Raw genomic sequence first — 16,498 nt, 5'->3', positions numbered from 1 at the left:
GTGTGTAACGCTATGAACAAAGATCGGGATATCACGCAGTTACTTCGTGACTGGCAATCAGGAAGCGAGCAAGCATTCAATGATTTAAGTAAGTTAGTTTACTCAGAATTGCATCGCAGAGCACAAAAGCACATGTCTTACGAAAGAGCTGGACATACATTACAAGCCACCGCCTTGGTGAATGAAGTGTTTATCGATTTATTGCATGCTCAGTTAGATTTTGCAGACCGAGCGCATTTTTATCGACTAGCCAGTAACATGATGCGGCGTATTTTGGTTGATCACGCTAGGGCACATACTAGTCAAAAACGAGGGGCTGGGGCAAACCATATCACCTTGGTTGATTATAAATATGGAGATAAACCCGTCAGCCATGATGTTGTTGAATTAGATGCAGCCTTATCAGCGTTAGCAAAGTTTGATAAACGAAAAGCTGAAATTTTAGAGCTACAGTTTTTTGCAGGTTCAAGTGTACGAGATATTGCTCAGTTTTACGCGGTTTCACCTAGAACCATAGAGCGTGATGGGCAGTTTGGTAAAGCCTGGTTACACCGAGAACTGAGTGTGGCAGGGTAAATTTTAGGCATAAAAAAATCCGCTAAGAGCGGATTTTTTGCTTCTATCTATGTGTGTTGCATATATTTTGCGTAACAACCAACTGCTTATTGGTTGTTTACACTGGCGATAACATTACGTTCTTCGCTGTATTTACCATTGGTTAGAAAGTTATTCATTTTTTCTGCTTTTGCACCGTATTGTTCAACAAATGCCACCATGTCTTGACCGTTACACGTGACTTTTTCAGTGACGTAACGCTTGGTCACCTTGCTTAATTTCATTGCTTTATTCATTTTTAGTATGCTGCCAGTCGTCGCGGTTAGGCAAAGTTTTGTTCCTGCTTCATTATCGGTAGGAATTAATTCTTGGTCTGCATGCGCAGCACCTAAAACAGCAAAAGAAAGTAACGTTGCAGCGATAGTTTTAGTCAATGTTTTCATGGTGTATTTCCTTTAATGAGTAAGTATTTTCAATGTGTTGTTTTGTTAATTATCAGTTTGCAACCTAGATGCCAATTTTAAATATCAATAAAAACAACGGCTTAGTGATTGAGTATTCTTTTCGTATGTGAAATATAATTATGTTTTTTGTTAATTGACTAAAAAATGGTTTTTTTGACCAATGAACATTAAGCCGGAAATAACAGCGATTGATTTGGTATTTTTCGAGCCTGATATAGATCAGTAAAAGATAAGGTTAAGTGGCGTTGGTACTTTAAATCTGGGTTGGCTTTTGCTATATTTCTGGCGCTTTTTTAAGCATCCCATTAACTGCTCTGGATTTACGATCCAACTCGCAAGGAACTACCATGCAAAATCAAACTTCTGCGCCGTTTGTCGTGTGCGCGTTATACAAATTCGTGACCTTAGAAAACTTCGAAGAAATGCGTCAACCGCTTTTGACTTTTATGCAGGATAACGGCATTAAAGGCACGTTGTTATTGGCCAAAGAAGGTATAAATGGCACTGTGTCAGGCTCGCGAGCTGGTATTGATGCACTATTAGATTATTTAAACCAAGACCCGCGTATAGCACCTATTTCTCACAAAGAATCCTTAGATGAAAGTCAGCCGTTTCATCGTACTAAAGTAAAGCTAAAGAAAGAGATCGTTACCATGGGGGTTGAAGGAATTGACCCTTTGCGCACAGTTGGTACTTACGTCAAGCCGCAAGATTGGAATGCGTTAATATCAGATCCTAATGTGACTGTGATAGATACCCGTAACGAGTATGAAATAGAAATTGGCACCTTTAAAAACGCTATCAATCCGAACACTGAGTCCTTTCGTGAATTTCCTCAATATGTAAAAGATAATCTTGAGCCAAGTAAAAACAAGAAAGTCGCCATGTTTTGCACAGGCGGTATTCGTTGTGAAAAGTCCACTGCTTATCTTAAAGAGCAGGGCTTTGAAGAGGTTTATCATTTAGAAGGCGGTATTCTTAAATACCTAGAAGAAGTACCGAAAGACGATACCTTGTGGGAAGGTGATTGTTTTGTGTTTGATAATCGTGTGGCGGTTAATCATGACTTACAAAAAAGTGATTATGATCAGTGTTATGCCTGTCGGTTACCGATCACTGAGGAAGATAAACTAAGCCCGCTATTTGAGGCTGGCGCTAGCTGCCCTAAATGTCATGGCACCCATAGTGAAGAGCAGCTTAAGCGTTTTCGTGAGCGTGAAAAGCAAGTGAATTTAGCTCGTCAGCGAAACGAAGCGCACGTGGGAGAAGACGCGACCAAGGCCATAAAATTACGCCGTCAACAAAAGGCTGCACAACGGCGAGCACAACGTGCTGCTGCAGGAAAAAGCAACGGTTAAACCTTTAGGCATTGCGCTTTAGCTCACCAACGTAGACATTTGGTGATATGAAAGGGTAAACTCGTCTTAACATTAACTAATGTGGTTCAATCATGGCACAGCAAGAGACATTAGCACCGGAGAAGGTTGCTGAAATTCGCAAAGAATTTGATTATTTTGATACCGATAAGAATGGTGAAATCGGGTTAACAGAATTTATTGAGTTGTTAACTATCATATCGCCTAAAACCAAGGCTAGTCATGTTGAAGAAGGCTTTGGTTTGATTGATAAAAACAACGATGGCTCTATCGACTTCGAAGAATTTTTGGAGTGGTGGCAGCAATCATGGTGGGAATACTAAGCCCATCGATTTTGTCTTGTAGACAACGAATTCAGATACTAAAAGCCCAAGCAACTGCTTGGGCTTTTTTTGTACGTCGTTACAGTTGTTTAAAGGTTAAGCCTGCGTTGTCTACTAAACGCTTAATTAACGTGTCGCCCATAGCCGATGCTGGGGTCAAAATACCGCCAGGAGTATCGGTTGAGTCTTTAATCAAACACAAGGCTGCTTCGGTGATCATACGAGAAGTCGAGCCATAACCCGGGTCAAGTGTGGCGCCAACGCTCACTGTTAGGTTTTGTCCGTCTTGATCATTGCCGACAAATAACACCTCGTAAAAACCGTTCTCACGCTCTTCTTTACTTGGACCTTCACCAGGTTTAGGGCCGCCATCTTTCATCATGCCTTTATCGCTGGCCACTGCTTTAGCGATCGTTTCCCCTTTCTCTCCTGGGCCTGTCATCAGCATTTCATCGTAAACAAAATCGCTGCCGTATTGGTGACTGAGTAGCATGTTGCTGCGGTGCACATTGCGCGTATTAATCGCGGCCATAATGAAAGGCGTTACCCACGTATTGAGTGAGTCTTCAAAATAGGGTTTATCCCCGGCAGGTTGCTCAGTGCCTGCGAAGCCTGGGGTCAAAGAGAATGGATTGAGCAGCAACTCAAACTGTTTTGGATCTTGTTTGGCCGCGGCTAAAGTGGCTTTTAAGCTTGCGGCTGTACCGCCAGAGAAGGTCCCTTGCATCTTTTTAACGCGACCTTTTACTCGGTTAAAGGTGTGACCAAATTTTTCTTTGGCCAATTGCTGCAAGTGATACACGCCAAGATCAAATGGAATGGAATCGAAGCCACAGGAGAACACGATCCGAGCACCGCTTTGTTTGGCAGCAGCTTCATTGGCATCGATCATATGGCGCATCCAAACTGGCTCGCCACACAAATCAACGTAATCAACACCTGATTGGGCACACATGGCGACTAACTCAGAGCCATAAAGCTGATAAGGGCCAACGGTGGTCAAGATTAAACGTGTACTATCAAGCATGGCTTGCATAGAGCTCGCGTCTTCAGCGTCAGCGACCACGAGTGGGGTGTCCTTTGGCGCACCAATCTCATCGCGCACTGACGCTAATTTATCTGCGCTACGCCCAGCCATTGCCCAAGTGAAACTATTGTCATCTGCATACTGCTTTGCCAAGTATTCTGCTACTAAACGGCCAGTGAAGCCTGAGGCGCCGTAAACGACGATATCGAATTCTTTATTTGTGCTCATTTTATTGTTCTCTTGTCAGTGTAGATGAGCTAATAGTAAAACCAGTTGCAAGAGGCTTCACTTTATTTGGTTGATGCCTAACTATAGCGAAGACGAATTAACCTTCAAAGTTGGTATAACGGGCAGGCATGGGTTTGAAGAGAGGGAGTGACAAGAGTACACAAAGGCTTTGATAATAACTCGCTATCAACAAACACGCTGATAGCGAGTGGACACTGGCTACGTTAGAACTTATAAGTTGCTTGCACGTACATAAAACGACCTTGTGAGTTATGGGTTCCTACTACATGTCCCATGTAATCATGGTAGCTAAATGGCGGCTCTTCATTGAACAGGTTAGTCGCTCCAAGGGTTAATATCGTATTCTCTATACCGATGAAATTAACGGTGGTATCCACTGTGATCATAGAATCAATATCAGGCAATATTGTGCCGTCTGATTGCACCCGTACTGAGGCATCTTGTTCAAATTCGCCGATGTAATTAACTGCGACATTCGCACTCCAATTGTCTTTTACCCAAGAGGCTGCAGTTGTCCAACGCACTTCGGGTTGCTCGAACTGACCTTCTTGAGTATCAATGCGACCCCCAGTGCGAATATCCTCGTAGTTCAATACATAATTTAAAATGTAGTTGATTTTGAAGTCACCTAATGACGTTTCAGTTTTATAACCTAAATCAAGGTCAAGACCTGAGGTTTTGATGTTACCTAAATTTTCGAACTGGTCGAAGATACGTACGACTTCCCCTGGGTCGCCTGCTATATTAGACGGCAATCGTTCCACCACCTCTGGGTTATTTCCTTGAGTGGTAAACTTAAATTGGGGGTCTTTATTGATCACATTTTCAATGTCATAGTTGTAATAATCTAAAGAGAAATCAATGTTTTGGGTGATTTCATAAATAACACCAAAGTTATAGCTTTCTGACTCTTCAGGGCCAAGATCCGGGTTACCTGTCAACACCGCAGTGTACTCTTGTGGCTCACAAGCCTTGTTGACATTGCCCACTGCATCACAACGAACATTATCGACTAAGTTAGGCGACTCGTCCGTGCTGCCCAGACCAATTTGATGTAAAGAAGGGGCGCGGAACGCGGTGCCAAATGAGCCTCGAATAGACAGTTCATCCATTGGCGTCCAGATAAAAGCAACTTTGGGATCCGTCGTTGTGCCAAAATCGCTATAATCTTCGTGGCGTACAGCCAGCTGAATATTGAAGGTTTCTGTCACGGGGATCGCCAGTTCAGCAAACACAGCAGTGTTGTCGCGCTCGCCGTTGGCTTGTGTTGCTTCAGTACCAAACACTTCGCCTCTTAGGAATTGATCATCTGGGTTGTCGCTGATTTCTTGTTCGCGATATTCAGCACCTACTGCCAACATCAAGTCGCCGGCTGACATATTCATGATCGGACCGGACACCTGAACATCAAACGATTTACTGGTGGACTTACCATAGCGAGTCGTTTGGGTTTCAATGAAATCAAGCGCTTCTTGGGAATTGCTTGAAGGCTCAAATGGGTTCCATAAACCACTGTCTATGGCTTCTTGTGTGCGTCGCGAATTAGGAAAGCCATTAACACCTCTTTCAATTGAATCGCTTTTAATATAACTGTAAGCGAGTTCCCAATCCCAGTCACCGAACCCACCTTCAAGGCCTATTACCGTGCGAAAATAATCAGAATCAACCCGTTTTTCTCGGTTGCCTATTTCGACTGTTCGTCGGCGCATGGTTAAATCTTGTTGATAAAAAGGATGTGTAGGGTCGTCAGCAAAGGGGTGATTTATATTGTCCCCGGACATAAACAATTCATTAAAGCTTGGGCTACCAGCACCACGGATCGTGGTCTTTGAGTTTTGCCCGTTTAAGTCGATAAATGCACGTAGATCGTCATTAATCTCAAACTTACCCATGTACATAAAGCTGACGCGTTCTGATGCGGGTATAGACGAACTAAACGGCGCATAATCATAACGGCATAAATCACCCACTATTTGGTCTGCGGGGCATACATCATTTCCGAACGTGTCAGGTAGACGAACTGTGGGGTCTGAGGCAAGGGCGATGGTCCCTGGGTAGCCAGCTGAGCTTCTAAAATCTGTAGCGTAGGGATCATTTGGCCTAAGAGCGGACTGATTAGACGAGCTTGCGTAATCACGGTCGGCATAAAGTATTTCTTCACGATCGAAATAATCTAACACAAAGGTATGGCTTGATTTGTCGGAGCTAGTGCCAAACAGCAAACTCGCGTTTGATTCTGCGCCTCCTCCATCAGCGGTATCACCGTATTTTCCCGACAACTCTAAACCGTCGAAATCATCTTTCATGATGATATTGATAACCCCAGCGATGGCGTCTGAGCCATAGGTTGCAGATGCTCCGTCTTTTAAAATATCTACCCGTTTAATGGCTGACAAGGGGATGTTATTGATATCTACGAAGGCGGTATCTATCGAATTGGCAAAAGGCGACACAGAGACTCGTCGACCGTTAACCAGTATGAGAGTTGAATCGGCACCCAGCCCGCGCAATGAAACACTAGAGCCGCCATTGCCTGTGCCGTCACTGCTGTTGCCTTGGGTTGAAAACGTGCCTTGGCCGGCAATGGGTAATTTAGTAAACAAGCCGATTAAATCAGTAACCCCTGTTTTGATAATGTCCTCAGCGGACAAGGATGTGACAGGGGAGGGGCCTTCTAGGTCACCTCGGCGAATGTGGGAGCCTGTTACTTCTACTCTTTCTATGCTTGTATCGGGTTTGCTTTGGGCCTGTGCCTGCATAATGGATGCGACAGCAATGGCTACCACCGTAAGTTTTAAGTGATTGAGTTTCATGTATGTTCCTGGATTAATTATATTTTTTAGTGTTTTAAATAAGAAGTAAGAACACTTCTTTCTTGGCGGGTATGTGGCATTAATTACCCTAGTGACAATTCCTATCCTAAGCGACATGATATTGATTTTGCAACAATTTAAGGCAAAAAAAATACTCTTGATATATGGTGGGTGTTATTAATCATTAGCGGCCTTCGTGTTAATCAACTTGCTAAGGAGATTGTGAAATGTTGCAGTTGTAGAAGGCGTTTTTAAGCGTTAGCCTATCAATATATTAATTGATTCAAGGGCGGAGTATGGAAGACGGATCAACACTTGCAGATAAATCGTTTTGTAAGAAATGTGTTAATGCAGGGGACTTAGGGTTTGATTTCACCATGGCTTTTCAGCCAATCGTTAATCTTAAGTTACGCGAGGTATTTGGATACGAAGCCCTCGTGCGTGGCCTTAACAATGAATCTGCTTTTTCTGTAATAAGCCAAGTCAATCAGGACAATCTCTATTTATTCGATCAACAATGCCGCGTTAAGGCCATCGCCTTAGCAGCGAAACTTGGTATAACGTCCATTCTTAGTATCAACTTTTTGCCTAATGCTGTTTATAAGCCAGAACGTTGTATCCGTACCACTTTGGATGCAGCAACGCGTTATGGTTTTCCCACCAATAAAATTATGTTTGAGTTTACTGAAGGTGAAAAAATAAGTGACACCCTGCATGTTAAAGGTATTGTCGAATATTATCGTGAGCAAGGATTTATCACGGCTATTGACGATTTTGGAGAGGGATATTCAGGTTTAGGTTTGTTGGCAAATTTTCAGACCAACATAGTCAAACTGGACATGGGCTTAATTCGTGGTATTGACAGCGATACCGTTCGCCAATCTATTGTTCGGCACAGTGTGAATATGTTTCGAGATTTGAATATAGAGCCTCTCGCGGAAGGTATTGAAACGGTCAGTGAATCAAATTGGTTACTCGAGGCAGGCGTAGACTTACAGCAAGGCTATTTATTTGCCAAGCCTGGTTTTGAATGCTTGCCGCAGGTCGACTTTATGTTTAGCTAAATAAAAATACATAAAAAAGCCGGAACAAAATAGTATTCGTCCCGGCTTTAAATTCAGTTTGCTGTTGGAGCTGATTAGCTAACCGCTACAATCTTACATGCGTTGGTGCCACCTATGGTTTCCATATTGTCACCATACGTCATGATGAACAGGTCACCGGTCTCTAGTAGGCCTTTCTCTTTCATGATGGCAACTACATCTTTGGTTAATTCACCTGGGCTACTGCCACGGGAATCAAAAAATGCGGGTTTTACACCACGATAAAGCGCCATGATGTTTAATGTTGACTCATGACGAGACAAAGCGTAAATCGGCAATGAAGTGGTGATACGCGACATTAAGCGTGGTGTGCTGCCGCTTTCAGTCAAGGCAACAATCGCTTTAACTGTGCTCAAATGATTTGCTGCATAAACTGCACTAAGCGCAACCGTTTCGCTTACTGAACCGAAGCTTTCATCCATACGATGCTTAGAGATTTTAACGCTTGGATGAGTTTCTGCGCCCACACAAACACGGGCCATAGCTGCAACCGTTTCAACAGGGTAATCACCTGCTGCTGTTTCTGCTGACAACATCACCGCATCGGTTCCATCTAGCACGGCATTGGCCACATCCATCACTTCAGCGCGCGTTGGCATTGGGCTGGTGATCATGGTTTCCATCATTTGCGTTGCTGTGATAACCACTTTGTTCAATTGGCGTGAACGTGCGATAAGTTTCTTTTGCACGCCGACTAGCTCAGCATCACCAATTTCTACACCTAAATCACCACGTGCAACCATCACAGCGTCAGACGCTTCAATGATATCGTCAATCGCTTCATCAGTCGCAACGGCTTCAGCACGCTCTACTTTGGCACAAATCATTGCATGGCAACCTGCTTTTTCAGCAAGCTGACGAGCGTAGCGCAAATCATCCCCAGAGCGCGGGAAAGAAACAGCTAAATAATCAACACCGATAATGGCAGCCGTTTTAATGTCTTCTTTGTCTTTCTCTGTTAATGCTTCAGCAGAAAGTCCACCACCTAAACGGTTGATGCCTTTATTGTTTGATAATTTACCTGCTACCGTCACTTCGGTATGTACTTTGTTGCCTTCTACTTCAACTACTTTAAGCTGAATACGGCCATCATCTAGCAATAAAATGTCACCGGTATTCACATCTTTAGGCAGTGCTTTGTAGTCGATACCCACCGCGTTTTGGTCACCGTCATCACGACCCATATCAGCATCAAGGATAAACTTGTCACCCATACCAAGAATGATCGATCCGTCTTTGAATTTGGCCACTCGAATTTTAGGACCTTGCAAATCGCCTAAGATAGCAATGTACTTACCAAGCTTTTTCGCTACTTGCCGAACTTTTTCAGCCCGCTCGATATGATCTTGAGCAGTACCATGGGAGAAGTTCATGCGTACTACGTTTGCTCCGGCTTGAACTATGCCTTCTATTTGCTCAACAGTGTCTGTTGCTGGGCCTAATGTAGCTAAAATTTTGGTTCGTCTTAACATAGGTAATTTGCTCTGGTTGTGGCGCATACTGTTTCAGGAATGCAGGTATTAAATTTTCTTTACTGATACTTGAGTATCTGTCTAGATAAGATGATAGTGCATAAAAGCCAAGGCTAATTTGCACCCGTGCTTATCTTATATCTCTATCAGCGTGTGATTATAACAACTGAAGCTGACAGATTAATTACTGTTTCGTAATTAAATTACGAAAATACTAGATTAATAAGTCATTATTGTGAAATTTTTTAACAAAAAAAGCTATCAAAGGCGGACTATTGATACGAGGTCAGACCAATCCCCGGTAAAAAATCATCTTTTTCGTATGATTTTCCTACTGTTCATTGCGTTTATCGTAACGCGAACCTCGTAACGTATCTTTTACTCGCTTCAAATTTTCGCGGAACTTCGTGCCCCTGCGTAGAGTAAAGCCAGTGGCTAAAATATCAATTAATGTGAGCTGAGCAATACGCGATGCCATGGGCATATACATGTCAGTGTCTTCTGGCACTTCTAACGATAAGACTAAGTTACATTCTTTTGCCAGAGGACTGTTTTGCGAGGTTATGCCTACCACAGTGGCGTCGTTACTGCGGGCTATTTGCGCTACTTCGACCAAACTTTTGGTGCGCCCAGTGTGGGAGATAAGCACCACTACGTCGTCTTCAGATGAATTCATGCAGCTCATGCGTTGCATTAAAATGTCTTCGAAATAAACCACCGGTACATTGAAGCGGAAGAACTTGTTCAACGCATCGTGGGCGACAGATGCCGAGGCACCTAAACCGAAAAAAGAAATTTTTTGCGCCTGAGTCAGTAAATCTACAACGCGATTAATTGTATTAATATCAACAGATTGGCGCGCAACTTCAAGAGAAGCCATGGTCGATTCAAAGATTTTCTTAGTGTATTCCTCAGGGCCGTCATCTTCTTCAACGTGACGGTTTACGTAAGGGGTACCGTTGGCTAGGCTTTGGGCCAAATGCAATTTGAAATCTGGGTAGCCCTTGGTATCTAAACGTCGACAAAAGCGGTTGACTGTGGGTTCGCTCACGTCCGACATTTTGGCAAGCGTGGCGATGCTACTATGTATAGCAACTTGAGGATTCGCCAAAATGACTTCGGCTACTTTACGTTCTGACTTACTAAACGCTAATTTATGCTGAGTTATTTTTTCAAGAATGTTCATATGCCCACAGAATTCTTAACTAAAATCATGAAGTAATGCCAAGAATAACACTGTCGGTGGCAAACTTGGTAACCTTCTTGTAACTTTTTGACAAAAAAAAGCGAAAATTCGTCCTTAATGGCCGATCAAGAGGCAGAATGCTTCGCCTTTTCATAACAAACGTTGTAAAATTACAACATTTGTTGTTAACTGTGGGCAAAGATAAGTCATGATTGAAGTGTTATTATTAGCCCAATTCCAATCACGCAGTTTTATTAATTAGCAGGTTAAACACAATGACGTTAGATAATTCATCCGCCCCGTGCGATTTTGTTCTATTTGGTACTAAAGGTGATTTAGCTCGCCGCAAATTACTTCCGTCGCTTTACCAGTTAGAGAAAGCAGAACTAATGCACGCTGAAACCACGATCTTAGGGGTAGCCCGAGACGACATCAGCTTGCAAGAATATGTGGCTTTAGTAAAAGAAAATATTGAACAGTTCAGTGGTGAGACGTTATGCACTGAAACATGGGAGCGCTTTTCCGCCAAACTAGATTACGTTTGTGTCGATATGAAGAACGCTGAAAGTTACAGTGTTTTCGCTGAGCACGTAGATGTATCTCGCACCATGGTTTGTTATTTTGCTACGCCGCCTTCGATCTTTGGTGATATCTGTCGTGGCCTTAAAGCGGCAAATGTTATCGATAAGAGCATGCGCGTCGTATTAGAAAAACCTATCGGTCACGACTTAGCGTCCTCTAAAGTGATTAATGATCAGGTTGCAGAGTTTTTCGACGAATCACAAATCTACCGTATCGATCACTACTTAGGTAAAGAAACGGTTTTAAACCTCATTGCATTGCGTTTTGCGAACTCAATTTTTGCTACCAACTGGGATCACAACAGCATCGACCACGTGCAAATCAGTGTCGCTGAATCTGTAGGCATTGAAGGCCGTTGGGGATATTTCGATACTGCAGGTCAAATGCGTGACATGGTACAAAACCACTTGTTACAAATTTTGACCCTAATTGCCATGGAGCCTCCTACAACACTTGATGCGGACAGTATTCGCGGTGAGAAGTTAAAAGTGCTCAAAGCGCTACGCCCGATCAATTCAACCAACATTAATCAAAAGAGTGTTCGCGGCCAATACATTGGTGGCTTCGTGAAGGGTAAAGAGGTACCTGGTTATTTAGATGAGCCAGATGCCAACCCGCGCAGTGAAACAGAGACCTTTGTTGCTTTGAACGTCGATATCGACAACTGGCGTTGGGCCGGCGTGCCGTTCTATTTGCGTACTGGTAAACGTTTGCCAAACAAGACCAGTGAAGTGGTTATCTATTTCAAACGTCAACCACATAACTTATTCGAAGACAGCTTTGCTCAGTTACCGCCAAACAAGCTAACAATTCGTTTGCAGCCTGATGAAGGCGTAGAAGTCACGGTAATGAACAAGGTGCCTGGTTTGACAGGTACAAGTGGCATGGATTTACAAAAGTCTCGCCTTAATTTGAGTTTCTCTGAAGCCTTCCAAGACGATCGTATTGCAGATGCATACGAGAAGTTATTGCTAGAAGTCATGTTAGGTAATCAGGCGTTATTTGTGAGCCGTGATGAAGTCGAGTATGCCTGGAAATGGGTTGACGGCATCATCGAAGCATGGAAACACACCAATGAGCCACCCGAGCCTTATCAAGCGGGTACATGGGGGCCGGTTGCTTCTATCGCATTGCTAGCACGTGAGAACCGTGCTTGGTATGAAAGCAGAATTGGGAGGAAATAATATGTCATTAAATGAAAATAACTTTCAATCAACAGATGAACTTAATGCGACTTTTGCTCAGAGCATCGTCGACATTTTAACCGCAGGCATAAATGAAAACGGCCGAGCTAGCTTGGTCGTTTCTGGGGGCAGAACGCCCAAGGCATTGTTTAATACATTGTCAAAAGTAGAGCTTGATTGGTCAAAGGTTGATATTAGTCTTGCTGATGAGCGCTGGGTTGAAACGGACGACGATGCCAGCAATGAAAAAATGGTGCGTCGTGAGTTATTACAAAATAACGCTGCAGCAGCCAATTTCGTTGGCCTTAAAACTGAACATGACAATGCAAAAGATGCAGTAGAAACCTGTACTGCGAATCTTGCTAAATTACACACCCCGTTTGATGTATTAATACTTGGCATGGGCGAAGACGGACATACTGCTTCATTATTCCCATGTTCAGAACAAATCCATCAAGGTTTAGACCAGGGCGCCCGTCGTACGTACTTAGCTGTACAACCCACGACCGCGCCAAACCAACGCATGTCGTTAACCTTACCCGCGCTATTAAACAGCAAAAATATCTTTTTGCATTTAACCGGTGACAGCAAAAAACAGGTACTTGATAAGGCTGTAAAAGGTGGCGATGAGCACGAAATGCCCATACGCGCGGTGCTAAATAACGCCGACGTTGAATTAATGTGGGCTCCCTAGGAGAAAGATATGAATTCCATCATCCAAGAAGTTACCCAGCGAATTATTGAGCGCAGCCAAGATTCGCGAAAAGCTTACTTAGACAAGATTGAAAAAGCGCGTTTACAGGGGCCTCATCGTGGCACCCTGTCTTGCGGTAACTTAGCCCACGGTTTTGCCGCTTGTGGCGCTGAAGATAAAGCTGACTTGCGCAGCATGACCAAGTCAAATATCGCGATTATTTCTTCGTACAACGACATGTTATCTGCTCACCAGCCGTACCATGACTACCCAGAAATATTGAAAAAAGCGATTCAGCAAGTAGGCAGTGTCGCCCAATTTGCCGGTGGTGTTCCTGCTATGTGCGACGGCGTTACTCAAGGTAATGCTGGAATGGACTTAAGCTTAATGAGTCGTGATGTGATTGCTATGTCAACGGCGGTTGCTTTGTCGCATAATATGTTTGACGGCACCTTGATGCTGGGCATATGTGACAAAATTGTCCCTGGGTTATTAATTGGTGGCTTAAGCTTTGGTCACTTACCGACAATTTTCGTACCCGCTGGCCCTATGCCATCAGGTATTCCAAACAAAGAAAAAGCCCGCGTGCGTCAAATGTACGCTGAAGGCAAAGTAGGCCGTGAAGAGCTTCTTGAGGCTGAATCTCAGTCTTATCACTCAGCGGGAACCTGTACTTTCTACGGTACGGCAAACAGTAACCAATTGGTTGTTGAAACCATGGGCTTACACTTGCCAGGTTCATCGTTTGTCAACCCAGGCACGCCACTGCGTGAAGCATTAACAGACGCTGCGGCTCGTCAAGTCACGCGTATTACCGACTTAGGTGAAGACTACCGTCCTATCGGCCATATTGTTGATGCCAAAGCTATCGTCAATGGTTTGGTGGCCTTGCTAGCAACAGGTGGTTCAACTAACCACACTATGCATTTAGTCGCTGTTGCTAAAGCGGCGGGTTACACCATTAACTGGGATGACTTTTCTGATATCTCGGATGCGGTACCATTGCTAACTCGCATTTACCCTAATGGCTCAGCAGACATTAACCACTTTACTGCTGCTGGCGGCATGGCGTTATTGTTCAGAGAACTATTAAACGCTGGCTTGTTGCATAACGATGTGAAAACCATTTGTGGTGACGGTCTTGAGCGTTATACCCAAGAGCCAAAACTTGAAAATGGTGAACTTGTTTGGCGTGATGGCCCGACTGAGTCTTTCGACAAAGAAGTGGTTGCCAGTGTCGAAAAACCATTTAAACCCGATGGCGGTTTATCCGTACTCACAGGTAACTTAGGCCGTGCGGTAATGAAAACCTCAGCGTTACGTGAGCCTCATTGCAAAATCAAAGCACCCGCGGTTGTGTTTGAAGATCAATTCGAACTTGCAGCAGCATTCAAATCGGGTGATTTGAATAAAGACTGTGTTGTTGTGGTGCGCTTCCAAGGGCCTTCAGCAATTGGTATGCCTGAGCTTCACAGCCTTACACCGCCACTAGGCGTGTTGCAGGACAAAGGCTTTAAAGTTGCCCTTGTGACTGACGGACGAATGTCTGGTGCGTCAGGTAAGGTACCTGCTGCAATCCATTTAACGCCTGAAGCGCTTAAAGGTGGGTTGATCGCAAAAGTTCAAAACGGCGACGTTATCGAGCTAGATACTCAAACTGGTCACATGACACTGCACGTAGATGAAGCAGAGCTTACAGCACGGGAAGCAAAAGTGACCGATGTGGCCTCTCATCAAATTGGTATGGGCCGTGAAATGTTTGCTGGTATGCGTTCAACGCTTACAGGTGCTGAGCAAGGTGCATGTTCTTTATTCGTCGGACAGGATGATTAATTGTGGCAGCTAATTTTGTTGCGGATATTGGCGGAACCAATATTCGTTTAGCACAGGTTGTTGACGGCCAAGTTGCTGAAATTCGCAAATATTTGTGCGCGGATTTCGCCACGGTAAATGATGCGATAAAACAGTACTTTTCTGAGTTTCCGACGACTGAGTTCGCTGCTGGTTGTTTGGCTATTGCCTGCCCAGTTGCGGGCGACCTTGTTAAAATGACCAACCATACTTGGGCCTTCTCGATTAAACAGGTGCAAGCCGATCTAGGGCTGAGCTGGCTGGGCGTGATCAATGACTTCACGTCAGTGGCTCATTCACTGCCTAAGTTAGATGCCAGCCAAAAAGTGCAAATTGGTCCAGGTGAAGCATTACCTGAAGCCAATATTGCTGTTTTTGGTCCTGGAACGGGGTTAGGCGTTGAGCACTTAACTTGTACCGATGGCGCATGGAAAGCGTTAGATGGGGAAGGTGGACACGTTGACTTTTCAGCAGTCGATGAAAATGACATTGCCATTCTGCGCTTTTTAACTAAAAAGCTAGGCCATGCCTCAGCAGAAGAAGTGATGTCAGGACGAGGGATTGTGCATATCTATCAGGGGTTAGCTGCGGCCAAAAATGTACCGTCAGAGTACAGCGACGCAGCGGATATTACCTCCAGAGCAATTGATAACAGTTGTTCGCTGTGTAGAGAAACACTTGAGCAGTTCTGTCGCATCATGGGGAGTTTTGCTGGCAACCTAGCCTTAAACCTGTGTACGCGCGGTGGTGTTTATATCGGTGGCGGGATTGCCTCTCGGTTTGTTGAATTTATTCAACAAAGTGAATTTCGCGCACGCTTTGAAGCAAAAGGCCGGTTTCGTGATTACGTTGCGGGCATACCTACATACATTATTACCGAGCCCGATCATGGTTTGATCGGTGCTATGGCATACCTACAACAGCATTATAAAGGTTAACTACAATGACAAAAAATTGGAAAATTTCGTCTCAAGATGTCTTCAGTCAAGGACCTGTGGTTCCTGTATTGGTGATCAAGGATGTAAAACATGCAGTACCACTAGCTAAAGCATTAATTGCAGGTGGCATTCGCGTTTTAGAAGTCACCTTGCGCACTGAAGCGGCGCTAGACGTCATTAAAGCCATTGCTACCGAAGTACCAGACGCCATCATAGGCGCGGGTACCGTTACCAATGCTAAGCAATTAGCAGAAGTTGAAGCAGCTGGCGCTATGTTCGCTATTAGCCCTGGTATGACTTCAGACTTATTAGATGCGGGTAATAAAGGCGGAATTTCGCTTATCCCTGGCATTTCTTCAATTTCTGAATTAATGCGCGGTATTGACTTTGGTTACACCCACTTTAAATTCTTCCCTGCGGAAGCATCTGGTGGCGTCAAAGCGATCAAAGCAATCGGTGGACCATTCCCTGATATCGCATTTTGCCCAACAGGCGGCATAAGCCCAACTAACTACCTTGAGTATTTGTCATTGCCTAACGTGCGTTGTGCTGGAGGCTCTTGGTTAGCGCCAGATGACGCTGTTGAAGCCGGTGATTGGGACCGCATCACCGAGCTTGCTAAGCAAGCTGTTGCTGGTGCAAAAGGTATCTAAATACCGCTTCTAGAAGCATAAAGAAGGC

At 44.2% G+C, this 16,498-nt stretch carries 14 protein-coding genes; 9 read left to right on the top strand and 5 right to left on the bottom strand.

Annotated features, from left to right (window positions below; genetic code table 11):
* Nucleotides 1-12 precede the first annotated feature (12 nt).
* Nucleotides 13-576: an ECF-type sigma factor gene (locus GCHA_RS14190; protein ID WP_007989370.1), complete on the top strand. Its 564-nt coding sequence runs from the start codon at nt 13-15 to the stop codon at nt 574-576.
* Nucleotides 577-662: 86 nt separating this feature from the next.
* On the opposite strand, the gene GCHA_RS14185 is transcribed toward GCHA_RS14190, so the two are convergent.
* Nucleotides 663-998 carry a DUF3718 domain-containing protein gene (locus tag GCHA_RS14185; protein WP_007989369.1) on the bottom strand — a complete coding sequence of 112 codons (336 nt, stop codon included), beginning with the start codon at nt 996-998 and terminating at the stop codon, nt 663-665.
* 368 nt (nt 999-1,366) lie between these two features.
* Here GCHA_RS14185 and trhO point away from each other — a divergent pair, with 368 nt between their 5' ends.
* Nucleotides 1,367-2,377, top strand: a complete 1,011-nt coding sequence (gene trhO / locus GCHA_RS14180) for an oxygen-dependent tRNA uridine(34) hydroxylase TrhO (protein ID WP_007989368.1) — start codon at nt 1,367-1,369, stop codon at nt 2,375-2,377.
* Between the two features lie 92 nt (nt 2,378-2,469).
* Nucleotides 2,470-2,718 carry an EF-hand domain-containing protein gene (locus GCHA_RS14175; RefSeq protein ID WP_007989367.1) on the top strand — a complete coding sequence of 83 codons (249 nt, stop codon included), beginning with the start codon at nt 2,470-2,472 and terminating at the stop codon, nt 2,716-2,718.
* 79 nt (nt 2,719-2,797) lie between these two features.
* On the opposite strand, the gene GCHA_RS14170 is transcribed toward GCHA_RS14175, so the two are convergent.
* Together GCHA_RS14170 and GCHA_RS14165 are read right to left on the bottom strand one after the other, a co-directional pair.
* Nucleotides 2,798-3,973 (bottom strand): saccharopine dehydrogenase family protein, encoded by a 1,176-nt coding sequence (locus tag GCHA_RS14170; RefSeq protein WP_007989366.1) that lies wholly within the window; start codon nt 3,971-3,973, stop codon nt 2,798-2,800.
* Between the two features lie 224 nt (nt 3,974-4,197).
* Complete coding sequence (locus tag GCHA_RS14165; RefSeq protein ID WP_007989365.1) at nt 4,198-6,807, bottom strand: TonB-dependent receptor plug domain-containing protein; 2,610 nt, start codon at nt 6,805-6,807, stop codon at nt 4,198-4,200.
* 296 nt (nt 6,808-7,103) lie between these two features.
* On the opposite strand from GCHA_RS14165, the gene GCHA_RS14160 reads away from it, so the two are divergent.
* Nucleotides 7,104-7,871: an EAL domain-containing protein gene (locus tag GCHA_RS14160; protein WP_007989364.1), complete on the top strand. Its 768-nt coding sequence runs from the start codon at nt 7,104-7,106 to the stop codon at nt 7,869-7,871.
* A 74-nt stretch (nt 7,872-7,945) separates the two neighbouring features.
* On the opposite strand, the gene pyk is transcribed toward GCHA_RS14160, so the two are convergent.
* A complete protein-coding gene (pyk, locus tag GCHA_RS14155) occupies nt 7,946-9,382 on the bottom strand; it encodes a pyruvate kinase (protein WP_039992546.1) in 1,437 nt (478 codons plus the stop codon).
* 331 nt (nt 9,383-9,713) lie between these two features.
* Nucleotides 9,714-10,568, bottom strand: coding sequence for a MurR/RpiR family transcriptional regulator (locus GCHA_RS14150; RefSeq protein WP_006990603.1), 855 nt, complete (start codon nt 10,566-10,568; stop codon nt 9,714-9,716).
* A 275-nt stretch (nt 10,569-10,843) separates the two neighbouring features.
* On the opposite strand from GCHA_RS14150, the gene zwf reads away from it, so the two are divergent.
* Genes zwf through GCHA_RS14125 form a run of 5 tightly spaced genes read left to right on the top strand, consistent with a single transcriptional unit; the run spans nt 10,844 to nt 16,470 of the window.
* Nucleotides 10,844-12,334: a glucose-6-phosphate dehydrogenase gene (zwf, locus tag GCHA_RS14145; RefSeq protein ID WP_007989362.1), complete on the top strand. Its 1,491-nt coding sequence runs from the start codon at nt 10,844-10,846 to the stop codon at nt 12,332-12,334.
* 1 nt (nt 12,335) lies between these two features.
* Nucleotides 12,336-13,028 (top strand): 6-phosphogluconolactonase, encoded by a 693-nt coding sequence (gene pgl, locus GCHA_RS14140; RefSeq protein ID WP_007989361.1) that lies wholly within the window; start codon nt 12,336-12,338, stop codon nt 13,026-13,028.
* 9 nt (nt 13,029-13,037) lie between these two features.
* Nucleotides 13,038-14,861, top strand: coding sequence for a phosphogluconate dehydratase (gene edd / locus GCHA_RS14135; protein WP_007989360.1), 1,824 nt, complete (start codon nt 13,038-13,040; stop codon nt 14,859-14,861).
* A gap of 2 nt (nt 14,862-14,863) precedes the next feature.
* Nucleotides 14,864-15,817 carry a glucokinase gene (locus tag GCHA_RS14130; protein WP_007989359.1) on the top strand — a complete coding sequence of 318 codons (954 nt, stop codon included), beginning with the start codon at nt 14,864-14,866 and terminating at the stop codon, nt 15,815-15,817.
* Nucleotides 15,818-15,822: 5 nt separating this feature from the next.
* Nucleotides 15,823-16,470: a bifunctional 4-hydroxy-2-oxoglutarate aldolase/2-dehydro-3-deoxy-phosphogluconate aldolase gene (locus GCHA_RS14125; protein ID WP_007989357.1), complete on the top strand. Its 648-nt coding sequence runs from the start codon at nt 15,823-15,825 to the stop codon at nt 16,468-16,470.
* Nucleotides 16,471-16,498: the final 28 nt, after the last annotated feature.

Source organism: Paraglaciecola chathamensis S18K6, from assembly GCA_000314955.1.
GTDB classification, from domain to species: Bacteria; Pseudomonadota; Gammaproteobacteria; order Enterobacterales; family Alteromonadaceae; genus Paraglaciecola; species Paraglaciecola chathamensis.
Note: the sequence above shows the minus strand (reverse complement) of the source record. Positions and strands in the feature narration are given on the sequence as shown.